The sequence below is a fragment of the Kitasatospora sp. NPDC008115 genome (genome assembly GCF_042957205.1).
Taxonomy (GTDB): Bacteria; Actinomycetota; Actinomycetes; order Streptomycetales; family Streptomycetaceae; genus Kitasatospora.
Genome location: NZ_JBIBHU010000012.1, coordinates 184,839 through 209,440, shown reverse-complemented (window position 1 = coordinate 209,440; position 24,602 = coordinate 184,839). Strand labels below are relative to the sequence as shown.

The following is a 24,602-nucleotide window of genomic DNA, read 5'->3' as shown; positions in this document are numbered from 1 at the left end:
GCTGAGGAGCTCGAACACCATGCACATCAAGTGGACCGCCCTTGCCCAGACCGCCGGTATCAGCTTCGGCGTCACCGTCGGCGTGGTCGCCGTCTTCGCGCTCGGCATCCTGGCCCTGTCCCGCCGCGAAGCCACGCTCACCGCGCACCGCGAGGCGGCCGGCCCGAGCGCGGCCCCGGCGACCGGCGGCCGGCTGGCCCTGGCCGGCGCGTACGCCTGCTTCGCCGTCTGCGGCGCGGCCGTCCTCTACGGCCTGATGCTCATCGCCGACAAGTAGCGCCACGACAGCAGGCCGGAGGGCCGGGAGCGGATCACCGCGCCCGGCCCTCCGGCGTACCCGGGCCGGGCACTCAGTCAGCGGCCGGTGCGCAGCGCGGCCCCGTACGCGGACAGCGCGACGATGAACACCGGCAGGGAAGCCGCGCGACGAGAGTGGCCTCCGTGCGCCGTGCGCCGTGCGCCCTCCCGGGCGAGCCGCAGGACGACGGGCGAAGCACCACGACAGCAGGCCGGAGGGCCGGGAGCGGTTCCCCACTCCCGGCCCTCCGGCGTTGTGTCGTGCCCGGGCGTCAGTCCTGGCCGGTGCGCAGCGCGGTCTCGCGGATGAACAGCACCGTGACGAAGGCCAGCAGTGCGAACGGCGCCGCGACCAGGAAGATCACGCCGACACCGTGCCCGAAGGCGTCGGTGACCAGCGGCACCAGCTGCGCGGGCAGCTTGCTCAGGTCCGGGATGCCGTCGCCGAGCGAGCCGCCGCCGGCCGGGACGCCCGCGTCGGCGAGGTTCTCGGCGAGGTAGTGCCCGACCCGGTTGTTCATCAGCGCGCCGAGCGCCGAGACGCCCATCGCGCCGCCCATGGTGCGGAAGAAGGTGACGACCGAACTGGCCGCGCCGAGCTCCGCGCGCGGCACGGTGTTCTGGACGGCGAGGACGAGGTTCTGCATGGTGAGGCCGAGGCCGACGCCGGTGACCGCCATGTAGACGGAGAGCAGCACGTAGTCGGTGTCGGCCCGGGCGGTGCCGAGCAGGGCGAAGCCGACCGCCAGCAGCAGCGTGCCGCTGACCAGGAAGGCCTTCCACTTGCCGTACTTGGTGATCAGCTTGCCGGCGACGGTGGAGGAGACGGCCAGGCCGAGGATCATCGGCAGGGTCATCAGGCCCGCCACGGTCGGGGACTTGTCCCGGGCGAGCTGGAAGTACTGGCTGAGGAAGGTGGTCGCGCCGTACATCCCGATGCCGACCAGGACGCTGGCCAGCGCGGCCAGGGTGACCGTCCGGTGCTGGAACAGGTGCGGCGGGATGATCGGCTCGGCGGCGCGGCGCTCGACGGCGACGGCGATCGCGCCGAGCAGCAGTCCGCCGCCGACCATGACCGCGGTCTGCCAGGAGAGCCAGGCGTAGTTCTTGCCGGCCAGGGTGATCCAGATCATCAGCAGGCTGACCGCGGCGGTGATCACCAGGGCGCCCAGGTAGTCGATCTTCACCTTGCGCTTGACCACGGGCAGCTTCAGGGTGCGCTGGAGCACCAGGATCGCGACCACGGCGAACGGGATGCCGACGTAGAAGCACCAGCGCCAGCCGAGCCAGGAGGTGTCGACGATGACGCCGCCGATCAGCGGGCCGCCGATGGTGGCCAGCGCGAAGACGGCGCCGAAGTAGCCGCTGTACCGGCCGCGCTCGCGCGGCGGGACCATCGCGGCCAGGCAGATCTGGGCGAGGGCGGTGACACCGCCGGCGCCGATGCCCTGGAGGGCCCGGCAGGCGATCAGCTGGCCGGTGTTCTGCGAGAGGCCGGCCAGCGCGGAGGAGGCGATGTAGATCACCAGCGCGATCTGCAGCAGCAGCTTCTTGCTGGCGAGGTCGGAGAGCTTGCCCCAGATCGGGGTGGAGGCGGTGAGGGTGAGCAGGGTGGCGGTGATCACCCAGGTGTAGGCGGACTGGCCGCCGTGCAGGTCGGTGAGGATGCGCGGCAGCGCGTTGGAGACGACGGTCGACGAGAGCACGGCGACGAAGAGTCCGAGCAGCAGGCCGGAGAGTGCCTCCATCACCTGCCGGTGCGTCATCGGTTGGTCGGCGGTGTCGGCGGCTCCGGTCGCGGCAGGCGTGGCGGTGACGGTCATCGAGGTCCTTCGGATAGTTGCCTGCAGCAACCATAAGGCCGATGGTTGACCTAGGCAACATTCGTCAAGAACAAGTAAAGCCCGGACCGATCCCGGCCCGGGCCCCTCGCGTCCACCGCTCAATCGGTCGGCGCGGCCGCCTCGCCGACCACGTCGTTGAAGCGGTGCAACAGATCGGCGAAGCGCGCCACATCCTCCTCCGGCCAGCCGCCCATCAGCTCCCGCACCCGGCCCATCCGCGCCGCCCGGGCGGCCAGGAAGCGCCGCCGGCCGTCCTCGGTGAGCGTGACCCGCGCGGAGCGGCGGTCCTGCGGGTCCGCCTCCCGGGCCAGCAGGCCCAGTTCCTCCAGCGCCCTGATCTGCCGGCTGATCGTCGCCTTGCCGACCGCGAAGTGGACGCCGATGTCGGTCACCCGGACCGGACCGGCCTGCTCGACGTGGCTCAGCAGGCTGTACGCCATGCCCTCCAGTTGAGGGTGGACCCGCCGGGACAGCTCGGACATCCGGGCCCGGCCGCGCCGGAACAGCACCCCGACCTCGCGCTCGACCGCCATCAGCGGATCCTCGTCCGGCCGGCCCCCGGCGCGGTCTTCGTTCGGCGTACTCACCGCGTCAGTATCCCGCAGCACACCCCGCCCGTCCCCGGCGCGGGAGAAACCTCGGCGAAACTAGTTCATGCTATTAAGTACCCGGTTTCCCCCGATACGCAAGGAGATGTGCATGACCGTCCCAGGGCAGCAGGAACCAGGGCCCACCGCGGCACCGGAGCGCGCAGCCGGGCCGGCCGCGCCGAGGAAGGGCTTCGCCGCCGAGCTGAAGGGCGCCGTCACCCCGCGCGCCGCGCTGCTGGTGATCGGCGTGCTGCTCCTCCAGCTGGGCTTCGTCACCTCCTACGTGGGCGCGCTGCACCAGCCGAAGCCGCACGAGCTGTCGATCGCGGTGGTCGCCCCGCCGCAGGTCGCCCCCCAGCTGGTCCAGGGCCTGGAGTCGGTCCCGGACGACGCCGTGAAGGCCTCCACCGCGCCGGACGCGGAGAGCGCCACCCAACTGCTCAAGGACCAGCGGATCTACGCCGCGCTGGTGGTCGACCCGGCCTCCACCGAGGACGTGCTGCTGGTCGCCAACGCGCGCGGGACGTCCGCCGCCAAGGCCGCCGAGTCCATCGTCACCGGCCTGGAGAAGAGCCAGGGCCGCACGGTCGTCGTCCAGGACGTCGTGCCGCTCGCCAAGGGCGACGCCAACGGCCTCTCCTCCTTCTACCTGGTGATCGGCTGGTGCGTCGGCGGCTACCTGGTCGCCTCGATCCTCGGCGTCAGCGCCGGCGCCAAGCCGGCCAACGCCAACCGGGCGCTGATCCGGCTCGGCACCCTGGCGCTGTACTCGGTCGCGGCCGGCATCGGCGGCGCGCTGATCGTCCAGACGATCCTGGACGCGCTGCCCGGCCCGTTCCTGGCGCTGTCCGCGGTCGGCGCACTGGTGGTCTTCGCGGTCGGCGCGTTCACCATGGCCATGCAGTGCCTGTTCGACGTCATCGGCATCGGCGTCGCGGTGCTGCTGTTCGTGGTGCTCGGCAACCCGAGCGCCGGCGGCGTCTTCCCGCCGCCGATGATGCCGGCGTTCTGGCGGGCGATCGGGGCCTGGTTCCCGAACGGCGCCGGCACCGACGCCACCCGCTCGATCGCCTACTTCGACGGCAGCGCCATGACCCAGCCGCTGCTGGTCCTGCTGGCCTGGGCGCTGGTCGGCGTCGGCATCACCCTGGCCGCCGTCGTCGGCCGCCCCTCGCACCTGAGCCGCGAGCTGGTCAAGGACTGAAGCGGCCGGTCAAGGACCGGAACGACTACTCCTGCAGCCGCCCCGGGTCGGCGAGCAGTGAGCGGACCACGCCGACCGCGGCCCCCAGCAGGGGGCCGCGGCGGCCCAGCCGGGAGACCGTCAGCCGCTCGTGCGACCACGGGCGGACGGTCACCCGGGCGGCCAGCTCGGCCCGCATCGCGGGCAGCAACCAGGGCGCCAGCTGGGCATAGCCGCCGCCCAGCACCACCTCGGACGGGTCCAGCAGGTTGACCGCCCCGGCCGCCGCGATGCCCAGCGCCGTCCCGGCGCCGTCGAGCGCCCCGCGCACCTCCTCGTCCGCGGCCTCGGCCCGCTCGGCGAGCAGCGCCACCCAGTCGCCCCGGATGCCCTCCAGCCCGGCCGCGCGCAGCACCGCCGACTCCCCCGCGTACTGCTCCAGGCAGCCGTGCGCCCCGCATGCGCAGCGCGGCCCCTCGGGGTGCACCGGGACGTGGCCCAGCTCGCCCGCGTAGCCGCGCGCGCCGCGCAGCAGCCGGCCGTCGACGATGATCGCCGAGCCGATCCCGGCCTCGGCGGAGACGTGCAGGAAGTGCTCGGGCCCGCCGCCCAGCCAGAGCTCGGCGAGGCCGCCGAGGTTGGCCTCGTTGTCGGCCCGCAGCGGGAGCTCGGCGAGGTCCGGCGCGCCGGCGGCGCGCAGCGCGAGCCGCAGTTCGGCGGCGACCGCGACGTCCCGCCAGTCCAGGTTGGCGGCCCGCTGGAGCAGCGCGCCCTCGGCGCCGACCAGTCCGGGTACGGCCAGCGCCAGCCCGGCCGGGCGCAGTGCGGCGTCGGCGGCGGCCCGGCGGACCAGCTCGGCGAGGTCGGCCATCACGGCGGCGGGCCGCCGGCCCCGGTTGCGGATGTCCTGGCGGCGCCAGGCACGGACCTCGCCGCGCAGGTCGACCACGCAGGCGCCCAGGTGTTCCACCCCGATCTCGGCGCCGAGGCCGGCCGGGCCGTCCGGGTTGAGCCCGAGCGCGGTGCCGGGCCGGCCGACCTTGCCGCTGGGGGTGGCCGGGCCCTCCTCGACCACCAGTCCGGCCGCGATCAGCTCCTCGGCGAGCGAGGAGACGGCGGCCCTGGTCAGCCCGCTCTCGGCGGCCACCTCGGCGCGCGAGCGCGGGGTGCGGGAGATGACCCGGAGCACCAGGGCCAGATTGCTGCGGCGCATCCCCTGCTGGCTCGCCGGCCCGGCCGCGCCCCCGGCGCCGCCCCTCTCACCCATCGCTCTCACCCGCCCCGGCCTCCGCCGACCGCACCCGCGGACCCAGCTGCCCGCCCGCGCCACCCGTGCCGCCGGTGCCCGCGACGAGGGACTGCTCCACCCGGGTGAACACCCAGCGCCGCATGGCCCAGAACCGGAACAGCATCGCCGCGAAGGTGCCCAGCACCATCCCGCTCAGGAAGTCGGCCACCTCCTGGGCGACCGCGCTGACCTGCGGCTCGCGCAGGTCGAACAGGTAGCGCGAGACGATCAGCGGCAGGACGTTGACGCCGATGGCGACGGCGCTCACCAGCAGGAACAGCAGCGGTTCGCGCCGCCGCCAGGAGGAGCGGAAGCTCCACCGCCGGTTGAGCAGGTAGGAGACGGCGGTGCCGGCCACCGTCGCCACGGTGAGCGCCACCACCGGCTTGCGCTCCAGCAGGGTGAGCCGCAGCGCGTAGTTGATCAGCAGGGTCAGGGCGAAGCAGCCGCTGCCGACCAGCAGGAATTTCACCAGGCTCCGGTGCCGGACCAGGAGGGGTCGCACCCGCTCCGGCACCCGGGCCAGGACGCGCTGGGTCAAGGACGGCACCCTCGCAGTCTGGCACGCGCCCCGCGGCCCGTCCCGTCCGGCGGCGCACCGGGACGGGACGGGCCGCGGGGCGGACCGGGGCCGGGGCCGTCAGGCCGCCGCCACCAGCACGCCGGCCGGCTCCAGGGCCAGCTCCAGCACCTCCCGGACGTCCGCGACCGGGTGCACGGTCAGCCGCTCCAGCACCTCCGCGGGGACGTCGTCCAGGTCGGGCTCGTTGCGCCTGGGGATGACCACCGTGGTGATCCCGGCCCGGTCGGCGGCGAGCAGCTTCTGCTTCACACCGCCGATCGGCAGCACCCGCCCGGTCAGCGACACCTCGCCCGTCATCGCCACGTCGGTGCGCACCTTGCGCCCGGAGAGCAGCGAGGCCAGCGCCGTGGTCATGGTGATGCCGGCGCTCGGCCCGTCCTTGGGGACGGCCCCGGCCGGGACGTGCAGGTGCACGCCGCGGTCGCGCAGCGAGGTGACCGGCAGCTCCAGCTCCGCGCCGCGCGAGCGCAGGTAGGAGAGCGCGATGTGCGCGGACTCCTTCATGACGTCGCCCAGCTGGCCGGTCAGGGTCAGCCCGGTGCCGCCGGTCTCGGCGTCGGCGAGCGAGGCCTCGATGTAGAGGACGTCGCCGCCGGCCCCGGTGACCGCCAGTCCGGTGGCCACGCCGGGCACCGCGGTGCGCCGCTCGGCGGGCTCCTGGGCCGCCTCCGGCACGTGGTGCGGCCGGCCGATCAGGGCCCGCAGGTCGTCGGCGCCGATCGCGGCGGGCAGCTCGCGCTCGCCCAGCTCGCTCTGTGCGGCGATCTTGCGCAGCACCCGGGCGATGGCCCGTTCGAGGTTCCGGACGCCGGCCTCCCGGGTGTACTCGCCGGCCAGCCTGCGCAGCGCCGGCTCGTCGACCGCGACCTCCCCGTCCCCGAGCCCGGCCTTCTCCAGCTGGCGCGGGAGCAGGTGGTCACGGGCGATGACGACCTTCTCGTCCTCGGTGTAGCCGTCCAGGCGGACCAGCTCCATCCGGTCGAGCAGCGGCTCGGGGATGGCCTCCAGCACATTGGCGGTGGCGAGGAAGACCACGTCGGAGAGGTCCAGCTCGACCTCCAGGTAGTGGTCGCGGAAGGTGTGGTTCTGCGCCGGGTCGAGCACCTCCAGCAGCGCGGCGGCCGGGTCGCCCCGGTAGTCGGAGCCGACCTTGTCGATCTCGTCGAGCAGCACGACCGGGTTCATCGAGCCGGCCTCCTTGAGCGCCCGGACGATGCGGCCGGGCAGCGCGCCGACGTAGGTGCGCCGGTGGCCGCGGATCTCCGCCTCGTCCCGGACGCCGCCGAGCGCGACCCGGACGAACTCCCGGCCCATGGCGCGGGCCACCGACTCGCCGAGCGAGGTCTTGCCGACGCCGGGCGGGCCGACCAGCGCCAGCACCGCGCCCCCGCGGCGGCCGCCGACCAGCCCGAGCCCCTGGTCGGCCCGGCGCTTGCGGACGGCCAGGTACTCGACGATGCGCTCCTTCACGTCGGCCAGGCCGGCGTGGTCGGCGTCCAGCACCGCGCGGGCGCCGGCGATGTCGTAGGAGTCCTCGGTGCGCTCGTTCCAGGGCAGCTCCAGGACGGTGTCCAGCCAGGTGCGGATCCACGAGCCCTCGGGCGACTGCTCGCTGGAGCGCTCCAGCTTGTCGACCTCCTTGAGCGCCGCCTCGCGGACCTTCTCGGGCAGGTCGGCGGCCTCGACCCGGGCGCGGTAGTCGTCCTCCTCGCCGGCCGGGTCGCCGTTCAGCTCGGCCAGCTCCTTGCGGACGGCCTCCAGCTGGCGGCGCAGCAGGAACTCCTTCTGCTGCTTGGCGACGCCCTCCTCGACGTCCTTGCGGATGGTGTCGTTGACCTCCTCCTCGGCGAGGTGGTCGCGGAGCAGGCCGAGCGCGTACTCCAGCCGCGCGACCTGGTCGGCCTCCAGCAGCACCTTGAGCTTCTGCTCGGCGGTGGCGAAGGAGGCGTAGCCGATGTTGTCGGCGAGCTCGCCGACGCCCTCGATGGCGGCCACCCGGTCGACGATCTGCCAGGCGCCGCGCTTGCGCAGCCACTGGGTGGACAGGCTCTTGTACTCCCTGACCAGTTCGGCGGCGCGCCCGGCCACCGGGGTGCCGACCGAGGACTCCCGGAACGGCGTGGTCTCCACCCAGAGCGCGGCGCCCGGCCCGGTGGTGCCGACGCCGATCCGCACCCGGCGCACCGCGCGGACCAGCGCGGCCGGGTCGCCGTCGGCCAGCCGGCCGACCTGCTCGACGGTGGCGAGGGTGCCGGCCGCCGCGTACGAGCCGTCCACCCGCGGGACCAGCAGGACCTGGGGCTTCCCGGTGCCGGTGGCGGCGGCGCGCGCGGCCTCGACGGCGGCGCGGACCTCGGCGTCCTTCAGGTCCAGCGGCACGACCATGCCCGGCAGGACGACCTCGTCGTCGAGCGGCAGCACGGGCAGGGTGAGCGGTGTGGACGTCGATGCCATGATCTCTCCCCAGTCAGCGAACTTGAGTCGACCTGACTAAGGCTGTGCGGGCGCCGGATGTTCCCCGGGCCTCGTTCGCCGTGAGCGAACGGTGAAGGACCCCTGGTGGTCCCGTCAAAAACCGGGCCGGACCCGGCTCAGCAGCGGTCCAGGGCCGCGGCCCGGCCCGGCGCGGAGGCCGGCGCGGGCGCTTTCCGGGGGCGCTCGGCGGACGCCCCGAGCCGGGTCCGGCACGGCCGGTGCCCGTCCCAGCGGCGCAGCCACCGCCACAGCGCCACCCCGGTCAGCAGCGCCGCCGGATGGCCGACCCCGGTGACGAGGTCCCGGTCGCCGGCGATCTGCTCGACGATCAGCGCCCCGGCCAGCCCGAGCGCGACCGCCCGGCCGCCCGGCCGCAGCAGCCCGGCCAGCGCGCCGAGGCTGGCCAGCACGCCGTAGCTGACGCCGATGTCCAGGTGGTCCATCGCGGCCGGCCCCAGCCGCCCGCTCTCCACCGCGACGATCACCACGCCCTGCGAGAGCAGGGTGGCGCCGATGTGCCCGGCGGCGAAGACCACGGCCGCCCGGGCGGGGCCGACCCGGCGCTCCAGCGGCGCGACGGTGAGGGCGAAGGTCCACAGGTAGGGCACCCAGTCGGTGCCGGCCACCCAGAAGCCGCTGAGCAGCAGCGCGCGCAGCGGGTGGCTCAGCAGGTTGTGCCCGTCCGAGCTGGACGCCTCCTGGAGCCGCTGGACGAGGTCCGGGTCGGCCAGCGAGGCGAAGGCGGTGGTGGCGCCGACCACGGCGAGGTAGCCGAGCGCGAAGGGGTTGCGCCCCGGGGTCGGCACCCGGGCCAGCAGCCACTCGACCGCCCCGGCCCGCAGGCCGTGCCGGAGCATCGCGTACGGCGGCCCGCCGCGCCCGGCGCGCACCCGTCGCTCCGCCATGCCGCCTCCGCTCCGCCGCCCGCGGCCGTCGCTCCCGCGCGTGTCCAACGTACCGGCGCGTCCGGGAAATCCCGCCCCCGCGATTTGTCGTGGCCACGGTACGGGCGGCGGCTGGGAGCCGGCTGGGAGAACCCTGGGCGCGGCATGATCGCCGGGTACCCGAATTGGTCCAGACCTTCTCCCCCTATACGCACACCCATCCCCGCTGACCGGCGGCTTGGCGCCAACTGATGTGCATACGTACCGTTACGGAGTGAAAAAACGCCGGGTAAGGTATCGGCCCGTGCCCACTTCCCAGTGGGCCCGACGACCGGCCCGGCAGGCCGGCCCACGGGCCGGAAATGCCCGGTCCACCTGCCGGGAATCACCCGCTGTCCGTACGCTGCGAGGTGCGTGGGAGAAGTGAGCGGCGCACACCGCTCGCCGACCCCGCAGTACGCGACGGGACGGCGGACCCGGCACAGTCCACGACGGAACAAGACTACGAGCGGAGCCTTCGCCATCCCCACAGATGGCCGGCCCGCAGCCCTGGGGGCGGTGGCGTGACCGTGACAGAAATTCAGCAGGACAACCAGAACGCCGGCGGCACGGTGAGCAGTCAGCGCAGAGTGCTGGTGGTCGAGGACGAGCCCACGATCGCCGAGTCCATCGCGGCCCGGCTGGGCGCGGAGGGCTTCAAGGTCGCCGTGGCCCACGACGGCCCGGGCGCCGTCGACGGCTTCCACACCTGGCAGCCCGACCTCGTCGTCCTCGACATCATGCTGCCCGGCTTCGACGGCCTGGAGGTGTGCCGACGGATCCAGGCCCAGCGCCCGGTACCGGTCCTGATGCTCACCGCGCGGGACGACGAGACGGACCTGCTGGTCGGCCTCGGCGTCGGCGCCGACGACTACATGACCAAGCCCTTCTCCATGCGCGAACTGGCCGCCCGGGTCAATGTGCTGCTGCGCCGCGTCGAGCGCGCCCAGCAGGCCGCCCGCACGCCGGCGCTCGGCAGCCTGCGCTTCGGTGAACTGGAGATCGACCACGTGCAGCGCCGGGTCCGGCTGGCCTCGGGCGACGTCCACCTGACGCCGACCGAGTTCGACCTGCTCGCCTGCCTGGCCGCCCAGCCGCGCGCCGTGCTCACCCGTGAGCAACTGCTGGCCGAGGTCTGGGACTGGACGGACGCGTCCGGCACCCGCACCGTCGACAGCCACGTCAAGGCGCTGCGCCGCAAGATCGGCGCCAGCTGGATCCGCACCGTGCACGGCGTCGGATACGCGCTGGAGGCCCCGCTCTCGTAGCGCCGCACCTTCGGACACCGGGCCGCCGGGGGCCCGTGTCCCGACCGCCGTGCGCACCCACGCGGGGGATCACAGGGGACCAATGACCTTTCCACAGCAACGCAACGGGGACCTCGACGGCAGCCGGCCGCCCACTCTGGCCGCCCGCGCCGCGAAACGGGTCTGGGCCGACATCCGGCCGCTGGACCCGGTCCGCTCGATCAAGGGCAAACTCGCCCTCCTGGTGATCGTCTCGGTCTTCCTGGCCACCGGCATGGTGGTCGTGGCGATCCGGTCCGAGACCCAGATCCGGATCATCATGATCTTCTCGATGATCGCCTCACTGCTCTTCATGCAGTTCCTCGCGCACGGGCTGACCGCCCCGCTGCGCGACATGACCGCCGCCGCCCGCGCGATGGCCTCCGGCGACTACAGCCGCCGGGTCGAGGTGAACTCGCGCGACGAGATCGGCGAGCTGGCCGCCACCTTCAACCAGATGGCGGCCGACCTGGAGGCGGCCGACCGGCACCGCCGCGAACTGGTCGCCAACGTCTCGCACGAGTTGCGCACGCCGATCGCCGCGCTGCACGCCGTGCTGGAGAACGTGGTCGACGGCGTCGTCCAGCCGAACCCGGCGACCCTGGGTGCCGCGCTGGAGCAGACCGAGCGGCTCGGCCGGCTGGTCGCCCACCTGCTCGACCTCTCCAAGATCGACGACGGCGTGGTCGACCTGGACGCCCGCCCCTTCGAGGTGCGCGAGTTCCTCGACGGCGTGCTGCGCGGGGTCACCGTGGACGGCGCCACGGCGGGCGGGGCGTTCTCCCGGCGCGGCGACGTCCGGCTCGCGCTGGAGGTGAGCCCGGTGGGCCTGACCGGCGTCGCCGACCCGGAGCGGCTCCACCAGGTGGTCGCCAACCTGGTCGACAACGCCTGCAAGCACTCCCCGCCCGGCGGCACCGTGACCGTGCGCGCCCGGCCCGACGAGGGGCCCGGCTCGCTGCTGCTGGAGGTCGAGGACGAGGGTCCCGGCATCCCCGCGGCGGACCGCGCCAGGGTCTTCGAGCGGTTCGGCCGCAGCGGCACCGCGACCGCCGCCGGGCCCGGCGCCGACGGCGGGACCGGCCTCGGGCTGGCCATCGCCCGCTGGGCGGTGGACCTGCACGGCGGGCGGATCGAGGTCGCCGAGGCCGCCCGCGGCTGCCGGATCGAGGTCCGGCTGCCCGGGCCGCGCTGACGCGGGCGGAGGACGGGCGCGAGGAGGACCCGGCCCCGGGTGAAGCGGACGAATGTCACAGATCCGACACAGAGCTTCGCCCGGGGCTCCAAACCCTACTTTGTCCGCTTTTGACCCCATTTTTTGGGTGGTCGGAAGCGGTCGGTTCCCCTCCGATGCCGGTTTCTAACGCACATTTTCAGCCAAAGCGCAGGTCAGGACTGTGATCTGGGCGACGCCTACCCCCCGGGGACTGCGCGATCACCGGTCGGAGGCGTAGCCTTAATCCCCGCTGTCCAAACATCCCAAAAGGAAGCGGAAGAGGGCGGTTGCCGCCGTGTCGCCACAGTCCCCTGAACACCCCAACAGCTCGGCAAGCTCCACTGGCTTCGGCCCCAATGAGTGGCTCGTCGACGAGATCTACCAGCAGTACCTCCAGGACCCGAACTCGGTCGACCGAGCCTGGTGGGACTTTTTCGCCGACTACAAGCCCGGTACCGAGGTGACCCCAGTGACCCAGGCCGCGACTCAGGCCGGCGCTACGCCGACCCCCGCCGCCGCCCCCGCGCCCGCCGCCGCTCCGGCGGCCCAGGCCCCCGCCGCCCCGGCCCCCGCGCCGGTGCAGCCGGCCCCGGCCGCCCCGGCGACGCCCGCCGCGCCGCTCGCCGCCGCTCCCGCCGCGCCGCCGGCGCCCAAGGCCGCCGCCCCGGCCCCCGCGCCCGCCGCCGAGCCCACCGGCCCCCAGCTGGTCCAGCTGCGCGGCCCGGCCAAGGCCGTCGCCACCAACATGGACGCCTCGTTGGAGGTGCCGACCGCGACCTCGGTGCGCGCCGTCCCGGCCAAGCTGTTGATCGACAACCGCATCGTCATCAACAACCACCTGCAGCGCGCCCGCGGCGGCAAGGTCTCCTTCACCCACCTGATCGGCTACGCCCTGGTCCAGGCCGTCAAGGCCTCCCCGGGCATGAACCACAGCTACAAGGTGGAGGACGGCAAGTCCTACCTGGTCAAGCCCGAGCACGTGAACCTCGGCCTGGCCATCGACCTGGTCAAGCCGAACGGCGACCGCCAGCTCGTCGTCGCGGCCATCAAGAAGGCCGAGACCCTCGACTTCTTCGGCTTCTGGCAGGCCTACGAGGACATCGTCCGCCGGGCCCGCGCCAACAAGCTGACCATGGACGACTTCACCGGCGTCACGGTCTCGCTGACCAACCCCGGCGGCATCGGCACCGTGCACTCCGTGCCGCGCCTGATGCAGAACCAGGGCACCATCGTCGGCGTCGGCGCCATGGAGTACCCGGCCGAGTTCCAGGGCTCCGCCCCGGAGACCCTGGCCCGCCTCGGCGTCTCCAAGATCATGACGCTGACCTCGACCTACGACCACCGCGTCATCCAGGGCGCGGCGTCCGGCGAGTTCCTGCGCACGATCCACCAGCTGCTGCTCGGCCAGAACGGCTTCTACGACGAGATCTTCGAGTCGCTGCGGATCCCGTACGAGCCGGTCCGCTGGGCCACCGACGTCGCCACCACCCACGACGACGAGGTCAACAAGACCGCCCGCGTCATGGAGCTGATCCACTCCTACCGGGTCCGCGGCCACCTCATGGCCGACACCGACCCGCTGGAGTACAAGCAGCGCAAGCACCCCGACCTGGACGTCACCACCCACGGCCTCACCCTGTGGGACCTGGAGCGCGAGTTCGCGGTCGGCGGCTTCGGCGGCCAGCGGATGATGAAGCTCCGCGACATCCTCGGCCTGCTGCGCAACACCTACTGCCGCACCGTCGGCATCGAGTACATGCACATCCAGGACCCGAAGCAGCGCAAGTGGCTGCAGGAGCGCCTGGAGAAGCCGTACACCAAGCCGGAGCGCGAGGAGCAGCTGCGCATCCTGCGCCGGCTGAACTCCGCCGAGGCGTTCGAGACCTTCCTGCAGACCAAGTACGTCGGCCAGAAGCGCTTCTCGCTGGAGGGCGGCGAGTCGCTCATCCCGCTGCTCGACGCCACCATCGACGCCGCCGCCGAGCACCGCCTCGACGAGGCCGTCATCGGCATGGCCCACCGCGGCCGCCTGAACGTGCTGGCCAACATCGTCGGCAAGCCGTACGGCAAGATCTTCGGCGAGTTCGAGGGCAACCTCGACCCGAAGTCGATGCACGGCTCCGGCGACGTGAAGTACCACCTGGGCTCCGAGGGCACCTTCACCGGCCTGGACGGCGAGACCATCAAGGTCTCGCTGGCCGCCAACCCCTCCCACCTGGAGGCCGTGGACCCGGTCGTCGAGGGCATCGCCCGCGCCAAGCAGGACATCCTGGACCAGGGCGGCACCACCTTCCCGGTGCTGCCGATCCAGATCCACGGCGACGCGGCCTTCGCCGGCCAGGGCGTCGTCGCGGAGACCCTGAACATGTCGCAGCTGCGCGGCTACCGCACCGGCGGCACCGTGCACGTCGTGGTGAACAACCAGGTCGGCTTCACCGCCGCCCCGGCCTCCAGCCGCTCCTCGATGTACTGCACCGACGTGGCCCGCATGATCGAGGCCCCGATCTTCCACGTGAACGGCGACGACCCGGAGGCCGTGGTCCGCGTCGCGCGGCTCGCCTTCGAGTTCCGCCAGGAGTTCCACAAGGACGTGGTGATCGACCTCATCTGCTACCGCCGCCGCGGTCACAACGAGGCCGACAACCCGTCGTTCACCCAGCCCCTGATGTACGACCTGATCGACAAGAAGCGCTCGGTGCGCAAGCTGTACACCGAGGGCCTGATCGGTCGCGGCGACATCACCATGGAAGAGGCGGAGCAGGCGCTCCAGGACTTCCAGGGCCAGCTGGAGAAGGTCTTCGCCGAGGTCCGCGACGCCGCCCAGGCGCCGGCCCCGGCCACCGGCGGCAAGCCGGTCGCCGACTTCCCGGTGACCATCCACACCGGCATCTCCCAGGAGATGGTCAAGCGGATCGCCGCCTCCCAGGTCAACCTGCCAGACTGGCTGACCGTCCACCCGCGCCTGCTGCCGCAGCTCCAGCGCCGCGCCGCCTCGGTCGAGGACAACACCATCGACTGGGCGATGGGCGAGAGCCTCGCCATCGGCTCGCTGCTCATGGAGGGCCACCCGGTCCGCCTGGCCGGCCAGGACAGCCGCCGCGGCACCTTCGGCCAGCGGCACGCCGTGCTGATCGACCGGGCCACCGGCGAGGACTACACCCCGCTGCAGTACCTCACCGAGGACCAGGCCCGCTACACCGTGTACGACAGCCTGCTGTCCGAGTACGCGGCGATGGGCTTCGAGTACGGCTACTCGCTGACCCGCCCGAACGCGCTGGTCATGTGGGAGGCGCAGTTCGGCGACTTCGTCAACGGCGCGCAGACCATGGTGGACGAGTACATCGCCTCCGCCGAGCAGAAGTGGGGCCAGCACTCGGGCGTCACCCTGCTCCTGCCGCACGGCTACGAGGGCCAGGGCCCGGACCACTCGTCCGCCCGCCCGGAGCGCTTCCTCCAGCTGTGCGCGCAGAACAACATGACGGTCGCCATGCCGACCCTGCCGTCGAACTACTTCCACCTGCTCCGCTGGCAGGCGCACAACCCGCACCACAAGCCGCTGGTCGTCTTCACCCCGAAGTCGATGCTGCGTCTGAAGGCCGCGGCGAGCGCCACCGAGGAGTTCCTGTCCGGCTCGTTCCGCCCGGTCATCGGCGACTCCACCGTCGACCCGGCGCAGGTCCGCAAGGTGGTCATCACCGCCGGCAAGTTCTACTACGACGTCGAGGCGGCCCGCACCGAGCGCGGCATCACCGACACGGCGATCGTCCGGGTCGAGCGGCTCTACCCGCTGCCGGTGGCCGAGCTCCAGGAGGAGCTGGCCCGCTACGGCGACGACGTCCAGTTCGTCTGGGCGCAGGAGGAGCCGGCCAACCAGGGTGCCTGGCCGTTCATCGCCATGAACCTGGTCGACCACCTCCAGGTCGTCATCGGCCGCAGCGCGGACGGCCCGCGCCTGCGCCGCGTCGCCCGCACGGCCTCCTCGGCCCCCGCGGTCGGCTCGGCCAAGCGGCACACCGCCGAGCAGCAGCAGCTGCTGGAGGAGATCTTCACGCTCTGACCCTCCGGTCGGCCGCGTGAACCCGGCACCACGGCCCCCGTGCCCCTGGACTCCAGGAGCACGGGGGCCGCCGCCGTTCCGGGGCGGTGCACGGGGTGTGTGCGAAGGTCCCAGCTCTGCAACCAAACCGGTACCGACCTGCGCGGAGTCCTGACGGATCGATAGGTTATGGAGCGCCAGACCGCCGCCCGGACGCCCGTCACCGCGCCCGCCCGGCGGTCGGTGGAACTCACCGCTCTCCCAGGGGGATCAACCGCATGACCGCCGACACGCCACGGGACGCCACCGCCGCACCGCTCCCGCCGGTCTTCCAGCCGCTGCATCCGGACGACCCCCGGGAGGTCGGCGGCTACCGGCTGTTCGCCCGGCTCGGGGCCGGCGGCATGGGCCGGGTCTACCTCTCGTACACGCCCGGCGGCCGGCCGGTGGCGCTCAAGGTGGTCCGCCCCGAGTTCGCCGAGGACGGCGAGTTCCGCCGCCGGTTCGCCCAGGAGGTGTCCAACGCCCAGCGGATCCACGGCCTCTACACCGCCCAGGTGATCGACTCCGGCGGCCTGGACGGCGACGCCCCGTGGCTGGTCACCGCGTACGTCCCCGGGCCGTCCCTGCAGCAGGTGGTGCGGGAGAACGGCGCGCTGCCGGTCCGCACCGTGCTGCTGCTGATGGGCGGCATCGCCGAGGCGCTGCAGGCGATCCACAGCGTCGAGGTGGTCCACCGCGACCTCAAGCCGGCCAACGTCCTGGTGGCCGGCGACGGCCCCCGGGTGATCGACTTCGGCATCGCCCGGGCCGCCGACGCCACCGCGCTCACCGGCACCGGCTACCGGATCGGCTCCCCCGCCTTCATGTCGCCCGAGCAGGCCCAGGGCCGCCCGGTCACCCCGGCCACCGACGTGTTCGCGCTCGGCGCGCTGGCCGCGTACGTGGCGGGCGGCGCCGCGCCGTTCGGCGACGGCCCGGACACCGCCGTGCTCTACCGGGTGGTGCACGAGCAGCCCGACCTGGACGCCGTCCCGGCCGGGCTGCGCGAGCTGCTCCTGCGCTGCCTCGCGAAGTCCCCCGAGGACCGCCCGAAGCCCGCCGAGATCATCGACATCGCCCGCAACCACCCGGCCGTCGGCGGGCAGCTGCGGTTCTCCGACGACTGGCTGCCCAAGCAGGTGAACACCGAGATCACCCGCCGCTCGGACCTGCCGAAGACGCCGCCCACCCCGCTGCCCGCTCCCCCGGCCGGCCCGCCGACCGGCCCGGTCTCCGCGACGCCGCCGCCCGCACCGGCCGCGCCGCCCACCCACCCGGCCACCGCGCCGTCCTTCGGCCCGCCGCCGCCCGGGTTCGGCCCCGCCCTGCCGGACACCCCGCCGCCCGGCTTCGTCCCGCCGCCGCTCGGCGCGTACGGCGCCGCGCAGACGCCCACCGAGGCCCCGACCGGCCCGCTGCTCGGCGCCCCGCCCACCGTCCAGCTGCGCCAGGAGCCGCCGTCCTACGACACCCCGCCGCCCGGACCGGTGGTCACCGACCTCGCGGCGCCCGCGCCGGAGCCGGCCCGCAAGGGCGGCGTCTCCTGGAAGGTGCTGCTGACCGTCGCCCTGGTGATGGCGCTCGGCGGCACGGCCGGGGGCGTGGTGCTGGTGTCCAAGCTCGGCAAGGACGACAACAAGCAGAACAGCGCCCAGGGCGGCCAGGGGAGCGCGCAGCCCGCCGCCCCGCCGGCCACCACCCCGCCGGCGGCCGCCACCCCCTCCGCCACCACGCCGTCCGCCACGGCCCCCACCCCGAGCTCGGTGCCGGTCAGCGCGGCGCCCAGTGGCTCGGCCTCGGCCGGCGGGGTCACCGCGCCGGCCCGGCCGGTCGGCTACCAGCCGGTGCTGGAGAAGAAGTCGCTCGCCATCCCCGCCGCCGAGTACTCCAGCGAGGCCTACCGGATCGACCTCACGGCCGGCACCGTGGTGCCGCGCGGCTCCGACCTGAAGTGGGGGCTCGGCCTCAGCCGGGAGTCCACCTCCAGCGGCAGCCGGGCCGACTCCTTCGAGAGCGTGGGCGACAACAAGTCCGACTTCGCGGTGATCACCGAGGCGACCGTCACCCCGGAGCAGTGCGCCGTCGCGATCGACTCCCGGCCGGACACCGACCTGACCTTCAACCGGGTCACCCCGGGCCGGCTGCTCTGCATCCGCGACCGGACCACCCGCAACATCGCCATCGCCGCCGTGGAGGTCGCCGACCCCACCACCGGCGCCGCCAAGGTCTCCCTCTCCACCTGGCGGGCCAGCTGACCCGGTCTATCCTGACCAGGTCGAATCCCCATCGGACCGGAGCGAACCGTGTACTTCACCGACCGCGGCATCGAGGAACTGGAGAGCCGGCGCGGCGACGAGGAGGTCACCTTCGAGTGGCTCGCCGAGCGCCTGCGCGAGTTCGTCGACCTCAACCCGGACTTCGAGGTCCCGGTCGAGCGGCTGGCCACCTGGCTGGCGCGGCTCGACGACGAGGACGACGAGTGACCAGGTGACCGAGTGACCGGACGACCCGGTGAGCGGCCGTCGCCAGGGCCCGGAGGCAACCGCCTCCGGGCCCTTTCGCGTGCTCCCCGTAGGGGCGGGTCTCCGGGTCCGCTCCGGGTCGGCCTCGGGGTGGGACTCCCTTGACTTCGCCGTCACGCGATATATCGTCTTTAAAAGAGAGAACGCGATACATCGCGAGTCCGAAACGGGAGGCGGCAGAGATGAGCCAGTGGACGGTCGAAGGACCCGACAGGATCACCATCGAGGAGACGGTCCGGAGCCTTCAGGTGCGGACCATCGACGGCACCGTCAACGTGGTCGCCGCCGAGGGCCCCGCCCGCCTGGAGGTCACCGAACTCACGGGCGAGCCGCTGCACGTCACCCTGGTCGACGGCGTGCTGACCGTCACCTACAAGGACCTCAGCAGCTGGAACGAGTTCGGTGACGTCCTCAAGTCGGTCGAGTCGGTGAAGGGCTTCTTCTCCTCCTTCAAGCGCAAGCGGACCGCCTCGGTCACCCTGACCGTGCCGGCCGGCACCGAGGTCAAGGTCGGCACCGTCTCCGCCGCGACGACGGTCTCCGGGATCACCGGGAATGTCTCGACGCAGACCGCCAACGCCGACGTCACCCTGGTCGGCCTGGCCGGCCGGACCGAGGCCAGGACGGTCACCGGTGACGTGGACGCCCAGTCGGTGGCCGGCCGGCTCGGACTCAACACCGTCTCCGGCCGGCTGACCGTGGTCGCCGGCACCGCCGAGAAGGTGTCCGCCAACTCGGTCACCGGCGCGGTCACCCTGGACCTCGCGGCCGCCACCCCGACCGAGATCAAGGTCAACACGGTCAGCGGCGCGGTCGGCGTCCGGCTCCCCTCGCTGGCCGACACCAAGGTCGAGGCCGGCACCACCAGCGGCGACCTCTCCTCCACCTTCGAGCAGCTCAAGGTCGGCGGCAGCTGGGGCACCAAGCGCCTCTCCGGCCAGCTCGGCGACGGCAAGGGCAGCCTCTCGGTCACCACCGTCTCCGGCGCGGTCACCGTGCTGCACCGGCCGGACGCCGAGGACGACGCCCGGTCCGCCGTCCGGGAGCTGCCCGCCGGGGACGGCCCGTCCACCGGCCCCGACCTCACCAAGGAGGCCTGACATGACCCCCGTCTTCGGCCACGGCCGGCTCCGGCTCTACCTGCTGAAGCTGCTCGACGAGGCCCCGCGCCACGGCTACGAGGTGATCCGCCTGCTGGAGGAGCGCTTCCAGGGCCTGTACGCGCCCTCCGCCGGCACCGTCTACCCCCGGCTGGCCAAGCTGGAGCAGGAGGGACTGGTCGCGCACAGCACCGAGGGCGGCCGCAAGGTCTACCGGCTCACCGACGCGGGCCGCACCGAGCTCGCCGCCCGCCAGGGCGAGCTCGACGAGCTGGAGCTGGAGATCCACGACTCGGTGGCCCAGCTGGCCGGGGCGATCCGCGAGGATGTCCGGGACAGCGCCAAGGACCTGCGCGAGGAGCTCTGGGGCGCGGCCGAGCAGGCCCGCCGGAGCGCCCCGCGGCCGGAGGCGGAGGACGGGGACGGCGCGGGGTACGCGGACCGGAGCGGTGGCAACCCGTGGGCCGGACCGTGGGGCGACCAGGCCGCCTGGCAGCGCGCCAAGGAGGAGTTCGCCCAGTTCAAGCGGCAGGCCAAGGAGCAGGCCAAGCGGGCCAAGGAGCAGGAGAAGGCCGCCAAGGCCAAGGCCAAGGCGGCCGAGGAGGAGGCCCGTCGGCTGCGCGAGCAGTCCAGGGCGGCCCGTACGGCCGCCCAGCAGGAGGCCCTGCGGATCAAGCGCCGGGTCGAGCAGCAGGTGCGCGACCACGCGGCGCGCGGCGACTGGCCGACCGGCCTGGCCGAGGGGCTCTCCGAGCTGACCAAGGGGCTCGCCGGGCTCGCCGACGCGGCCCGCTGGGGCCACCCGTCCGAGGAGAAGGCCGGGCCCGCCGCCGGTGCGCCCGCCGCGGAGCGGGTCACCGTCACCCGGATCGACCTGGACAAGGACGAGCCGGCCGGCGCGGCCCCGGCCGACCCGCCGCCGTGGGCCGCCACCGACCCGGCCGGCGACCCGGCCCGGGAGCTGGAGCGGCTGCTCGACCGGTTCCGCGACCAGGTCCGCGACGCGGCCAGGGACGGCGGGGTGACGACCGAGCGGCTCGCCGAGGCCCGCGACGTGATCGGCGCGGCCGGCGAGCGGCTGAAGCGCCTGCTCGGCTGAGCCGGTGGACCCCGGGCGCCCGGTACCCCTCGCGGGGGTGCCGGGCGCCGGCGCGTCGGGAAGGGGTCAGGGGGTCAGGGGGTCAGGGGGTCAGCACGATCTTGCCGAAGACATCGCCCCCGGCCAGCCGGGCGAGCGCCTCGGGGGCCGCGGTCAGCGGCAGCACCGAGTCGATCACCGGGCGGACGCCGGTGGTGGCGCAGAGCGAGAGCAGCCCGGCCAGCTCCTCCTTGGTGCCCATGGTCGAGCCGACCACCTTCAGCTCCAGGAAGAAGATCCGGTTCAGCTCGGTGGCCGGCGGGTTGGGGCCGGAGGTGGCACCGGAGATGACGATCGTGCCGCCCGGGCGCAGCGACTTCACCGAGTGCGACCAGGTGGCCGCGCCGACCGTCTCCATCACCGCGTCCACCCGCTCGGGCAGCCGGGCCCCGCTCGGGAAGGCCGCGTCGGCGCCCAGCTCCACCGCCCGGGCCCGCTTGGCCTCGTCCCGGCCGGTGACCCAGACCCGCAGGCCCGCCGCCTTGCCGAGGACCACCAGCGCGGTGGACACCCCACCGCCGGCGCCCTGCACCAGGACGGTGTCACCGGGCTTCACCCCGGCGTTGGTGAACAGCATCCGGTAGGCCGTCAGCCACGCGGTGGGCAGGCAGGCGGCCTCCTCGAAGGAGAGCCCGGCGGGCTTGGGCAGCAGGTTCCAGGTGGGGACGGCCACCTGCTGGGCGAAGGTGCCCTGGTAGCGCTCGGTCAGGAGCGAGCGCGGCTCGTCGGGCCCGACCCCGTGCCCGCTCTGGCCGATCACGGAGTGCAGGACCACCTCGTTGCCGTGCTCGTCGACGCCGGCGGCGTCGCAGCCGAGGATCATCGGCAGCTTCTCGGCGGGCAGTCCGACCCCGCGCAGCGACCACAGGTCGTGGTGGTTCAGGCTGGCGGCCCGGACGGTGACCACGCTCCACCCGGGGCGGGCCCGCGGTTCGGGGCGTTCGCCCAACTCCAGCCCGCTCAGCGGGTCGTCGGCGTCGATTCGTGCGGCGTAGGCAGCAAACATGCCCCGGACGATAGCCAGAACGCCCCGGGCCCCGGAACAACGCGTGACTGTGACGCGCGTCCCGGGGCTGTGGCTCTTACCCCCCGTGGGGGGTGTCGGGATGCCCCCGGGTCCTGACGGACTACCGCCGCGCGACGCCCTCGGCGCGGGCGGCCTCGGCGACGGCCTTGCCGACGGCCGGCGCGACCCGCTCGTCGAACGGCGAGGGGATGACCCGCTGCGGCGTCAGCTCGTCGGCCACCACACCGGCCAGCGCCTTGGCGGCGGCCAGCTTCATGCCCTCGGTGATCCGGGTGGCCCGGACCTGGAGCGCGCCCGCGAAGATGCCCGGGAAGGCCAGCACGTTGTTGATCTGGTTCGGGAAGTCGCTGCGCCCGGTGGCCACCACGGCCGCGTACTTGTGCGCGACCTCGGGGTGGATCTCCGGGTTCGGGTTGGCCATGGCGAAGACGAACGCGCCCTCGGCCATGGTCGCGACGACCTCCTCCGGCACGGTGCCGCCGGAGACGCCGATGAAGACGTCGGCGCCGGCCATCGCGTCGGCCAGGGTGCCCTTGAGGCCGGTGCGGTTGGTCAGCGCGGCGATCTCCGCCTTGGCGTCCGTGAGGTCGCCGCGGCCCTCGTGCACCACGCCCTTGCGGTCGCACACGGCCACGTCGCCGATGCCGGCGGCGAGCAGCATCTTGGCGATGGCGATGCCGGCCGCGCCGGCGCCGGAGATGACGGCCCGCAGCGAGTCGATCTCGCGGCCGGTCACCTTGGCCGCGTTCCAGAGCGCGGCGGTGGTGACGATGGCGGTGCCGTGCTGGTCGTCGTGGAAGACCGGGATGTCCAGGGCCTCCTGGAGCCGGCGCTCGATCTCGAAGCAGCGCGGGGCGGAGATGTCCTCCAGGTTGACGCCGCCGAAGGACGGGGCCAGCCGGACCACGGTCTCGACGATCTCGTCCACCTCGGTGCAGGCCAGCGCGATCGGCACCGCGTCCACGCCGCCGAACTGCTTGAACAGGATCGCCTTGCCCTCCATGACGGGCAGCGAGGCCTCCGGGCCGATGTCACCGAGGCCCAGCACGGCGGTGCCGTCGGTGACCACGGCCACCGTGTTGGACTTCCAGGTGTAGTCGTTCACCAGCTCGGGCTGCTCGGCGATGGCCGTGCAGACGCGGGCCACACCGGGGGTGTAGGCGAGGGACAGGTCGTCCGCGTCGCGCACCGGGACGGTCGCCCGGACCTCCATCTTTCCGCCGCGGTGGAGCGCGAACACCGCGTCGACCGGATCGTCGGTGTCCTGGGTAGTGCTGTGGATGATCTCCGCTGCCACGATGACCTCTTCGTCATTGATCGAGCGAGGACACCCGGCCGACGGAGCGGACGACCCGGCCGGTTCCGGCATCCGGCGACCGGTGGCCGGTAACCGGAACCCGGGAACGCCGAAGCGTCCCCGGGACTGGGTCGGGGCGCCGCCGTCGGACGGACGCCCTCGGATGAGGGTTTATGGATTTGTCTGCGTCGGGTCTGCGCTGTGCTTCCGGGCCGAGCGTAGGTCGGACGAGGGCATCGCACCCATGCCTTTTCGTCCAAGTCACATGGTTGTCGTACGCCTCACAGCCACCTGGGGGCACCAGGCGCCGCGAGAACCGGCCCCGGCTGCGGAAACGGCGAAGCGAAGAACGCGCACCCGCAGTGGTGAACGCAGACGCGGAGGGGAGGCCGGCGCCTCGGATACGGAGTCGTCGTCCTGGACTTCCGTTCCTGCGCACCCCGAGCCTGTTGCGGCCCGGCGGTCTGGTTCGAGCGTCGGGGGTCACCCGGTACCGAATTCTGACACACCCGGCCACGGGCCGGGCAGGCCGGGATGGGAGGATCCGTTCCTCCGCCATCTCGCGTACACCTCCGCGACGCCGCGGCGCCGTCCCCTCCCTCCCACAGGAGTCCACCGATGCATCACCGTGCCCAGTACCGACGGCCGGCCGTCGCCGCGCTCGCCCTCGCCACCACCGGAGCACTGCTGCTGAGCGGCTGCGGCGGGGGCGAGGAGACGGCCAAGGACCCGGTCCAGGCGATCCGGGCGAAGGTGCCGAAGGCCCAGCAGATGAGCAAGGTGCTGCGGATCGGCATGGACGTCAACTACCCGCCGGTCGAGTTCCGGGGCGCCGACGGCAAGCCGGACGGGCTGGATCCGGACATCGCCGCGGCGCTCGGCCGGATCCTGGACCTGCGCATCGAGTACGTCGACACCCCCTTCGACAAGCTCATACCGGATCTCCACAACAAGCAGTACGACGTGGTGATGTCCGCGCTCAGCGACATCCGCCAGCGCCAGGAGGGCGTGGACGAGGCCGGCAAGCCGACCGGCAAGGCGGTGGACTTCGTCGACTACTTCATCGCCGGCACCTCGATGGTGGTCGCCAAGGGCAACCCGAAGGGCATCCGCACCCTGGACGACCTCTGCGGCAAGACCGTGGCGGTGCAGTCCGGCACCACCCAGGACGAGATCGTCGCCCGCCAGGCCGCCGCCTGCGCCCGGACCGGCAAGCAGCTCACGGTGCACAAGTTCGACACCGACGCCAAGGCGCTGGCCGAGGTCGCCGCCGGCGCCGCGCAGGCCGGGCTGAACGACTTCCCGGTGGCCGCCTACGCGGCGAAGACCACCGACGGCGGCAACCGCTTCGAGGTGGTCGGCTCGCAGTCCCGCTCCAACCCGTACGGGATCGCGCTGCGCAAGGAGGACACCGCGCTGCGCGACGTGCTGGCCAAGGCGGTCGACCAGCTGATCCAGAGCGGCGAGTACGACAAGATCCTCGCCAAGTGGAACGTGAGCGCGGGGGCGGCCCAGAACGCGGTGGTCAACGGGGGCCTCTGAGCCGGGCCCCGGGCGGGGGCCAGGGCGAGGGCCGGGGCGGGGCCGGGCCGGGCCGCCGCGGGAGCGGGTGCGCGATCGGGCGAGCGCGCGGCCTGGCCTCCGGATGGGCAGCAGGGTGGTCTGCATACTTATACACAGGGTGACAGGGACACGATATTCATCCGCATAGCGGACAGCACGGCCCCTCGTTATCCGATTTTGATCTGAATGAAG

The 24,602-nt window shown here is 73.3% G+C and carries 18 protein-coding genes; 10 read left to right on the top strand and 8 right to left on the bottom strand.

What is annotated here, in order from left to right; genetic code table 11:
• Positions 1-19 precede the first annotated feature (19 nt).
• A complete protein-coding gene (locus ACFZBX_RS17705) occupies positions 20-277 on the top strand; it encodes a hypothetical protein (protein ID WP_391534648.1) in 258 nt (85 codons plus the stop codon).
• A 292-nt stretch (positions 278-569) separates the two neighbouring features.
• Here ACFZBX_RS17705 and ACFZBX_RS17700 read toward each other — a convergent pair whose 3' ends face one another.
• Positions 570-2,120, bottom strand: a complete 1,551-nt coding sequence (locus ACFZBX_RS17700; protein ID WP_391534647.1) for an MDR family MFS transporter — start codon at positions 2,118-2,120, stop codon at positions 570-572.
• 119 nt (positions 2,121-2,239) lie between these two features.
• A complete protein-coding gene (locus tag ACFZBX_RS17695) occupies positions 2,240-2,728 on the bottom strand; it encodes a MarR family winged helix-turn-helix transcriptional regulator (RefSeq protein WP_391534646.1) in 489 nt (162 codons plus the stop codon).
• Positions 2,729-2,840: 112 nt separating this feature from the next.
• On the opposite strand from ACFZBX_RS17695, the gene ACFZBX_RS17690 reads away from it, so the two are divergent.
• Positions 2,841-3,935 (top strand): ABC transporter permease, encoded by a 1,095-nt coding sequence (locus tag ACFZBX_RS17690; protein WP_391534645.1) that lies wholly within the window; start codon positions 2,841-2,843, stop codon positions 3,933-3,935.
• A gap of 25 nt (positions 3,936-3,960) precedes the next feature.
• Here ACFZBX_RS17690 and ACFZBX_RS17685 read toward each other — a convergent pair whose 3' ends face one another.
• From ACFZBX_RS17685 to ACFZBX_RS17670, 4 genes are all read right to left on the bottom strand, one after another.
• Positions 3,961-5,181, bottom strand: a complete 1,221-nt coding sequence (locus ACFZBX_RS17685) for an ROK family protein (protein WP_391534644.1) — start codon at positions 5,179-5,181, stop codon at positions 3,961-3,963.
• Entirely contained in the window at positions 5,174-5,752 is a 579-nt protein-coding gene (locus ACFZBX_RS17680) for a GtrA family protein (RefSeq protein ID WP_391534643.1), read from the bottom strand. Before ACFZBX_RS17680 ends, ACFZBX_RS17685 begins: the two co-directional genes overlap by 8 nt.
• A 90-nt stretch (positions 5,753-5,842) precedes the next feature.
• Entirely contained in the window at positions 5,843-8,239 is a 2,397-nt protein-coding gene (lon, locus tag ACFZBX_RS17675) for an endopeptidase La (RefSeq protein WP_391534642.1), read from the bottom strand.
• 137 nt (positions 8,240-8,376) lie between these two features.
• A complete protein-coding gene (locus ACFZBX_RS17670; protein WP_391534641.1) occupies positions 8,377-9,165 on the bottom strand; it encodes a rhomboid-like protein in 789 nt (262 codons plus the stop codon).
• A gap of 548 nt (positions 9,166-9,713) precedes the next feature.
• Here ACFZBX_RS17670 and ACFZBX_RS17665 point away from each other — a divergent pair.
• The 7 genes from ACFZBX_RS17665 to ACFZBX_RS17635 all read left to right on the top strand — a co-directional run bounded on the left by ACFZBX_RS17665 (position 9,714) and on the right by ACFZBX_RS17635 (position 20,484).
• A complete protein-coding gene (locus tag ACFZBX_RS17665; protein ID WP_344337269.1) occupies positions 9,714-10,451 on the top strand; it encodes a response regulator transcription factor in 738 nt (245 codons plus the stop codon).
• Between the two features lie 82 nt (positions 10,452-10,533).
• Positions 10,534-11,664, top strand: a complete 1,131-nt coding sequence (locus tag ACFZBX_RS17660; RefSeq protein ID WP_391534640.1) for a sensor histidine kinase — start codon at positions 10,534-10,536, stop codon at positions 11,662-11,664.
• Between the two features lie 316 nt (positions 11,665-11,980).
• Positions 11,981-15,742, top strand: coding sequence for a multifunctional oxoglutarate decarboxylase/oxoglutarate dehydrogenase thiamine pyrophosphate-binding subunit/dihydrolipoyllysine-residue succinyltransferase subunit (locus ACFZBX_RS17655; protein WP_391534639.1), 3,762 nt, complete (start codon positions 11,981-11,983; stop codon positions 15,740-15,742).
• A gap of 257 nt (positions 15,743-15,999) precedes the next feature.
• A complete protein-coding gene (locus ACFZBX_RS17650; protein WP_391534638.1) occupies positions 16,000-18,018 on the top strand; it encodes a serine/threonine-protein kinase in 2,019 nt (672 codons plus the stop codon).
• Positions 18,019-18,066: 48 nt separating this feature from the next.
• A complete protein-coding gene (locus tag ACFZBX_RS17645) occupies positions 18,067-18,246 on the top strand; it encodes a DUF6104 family protein (RefSeq protein ID WP_030309148.1) in 180 nt (59 codons plus the stop codon).
• A gap of 221 nt (positions 18,247-18,467) precedes the next feature.
• Entirely contained in the window at positions 18,468-19,385 is a 918-nt protein-coding gene (locus tag ACFZBX_RS17640) for a DUF4097 domain-containing protein (protein WP_391534637.1), read from the top strand.
• A 1-nt stretch (position 19,386) separates the two neighbouring features.
• Complete coding sequence (locus ACFZBX_RS17635) at positions 19,387-20,484, top strand: PadR family transcriptional regulator (protein WP_391534636.1); 1,098 nt, start codon at positions 19,387-19,389, stop codon at positions 20,482-20,484.
• 82 nt (positions 20,485-20,566) lie between these two features.
• Here ACFZBX_RS17635 and ACFZBX_RS17630 read toward each other — a convergent pair whose 3' ends face one another.
• Positions 20,567-21,529 carry a zinc-binding dehydrogenase gene (locus ACFZBX_RS17630; protein WP_391534635.1) on the bottom strand — a complete coding sequence of 321 codons (963 nt, stop codon included), beginning with the start codon at positions 21,527-21,529 and terminating at the stop codon, positions 20,567-20,569.
• Positions 21,530-21,650: 121 nt separating this feature from the next.
• On the bottom strand, positions 21,651-22,847 hold the full coding sequence (locus ACFZBX_RS17625) for an NADP-dependent malic enzyme (RefSeq protein ID WP_391534634.1): 1,197 nt from the start codon (positions 22,845-22,847) through the stop codon (positions 21,651-21,653).
• A gap of 618 nt (positions 22,848-23,465) precedes the next feature.
• On the opposite strand from ACFZBX_RS17625, the gene ACFZBX_RS17620 reads away from it, so the two are divergent.
• Positions 23,466-24,389: an ABC transporter substrate-binding protein gene (locus tag ACFZBX_RS17620; protein WP_391534633.1), complete on the top strand. Its 924-nt coding sequence runs from the start codon at positions 23,466-23,468 to the stop codon at positions 24,387-24,389.
• Positions 24,390-24,602: the final 213 nt, after the last annotated feature.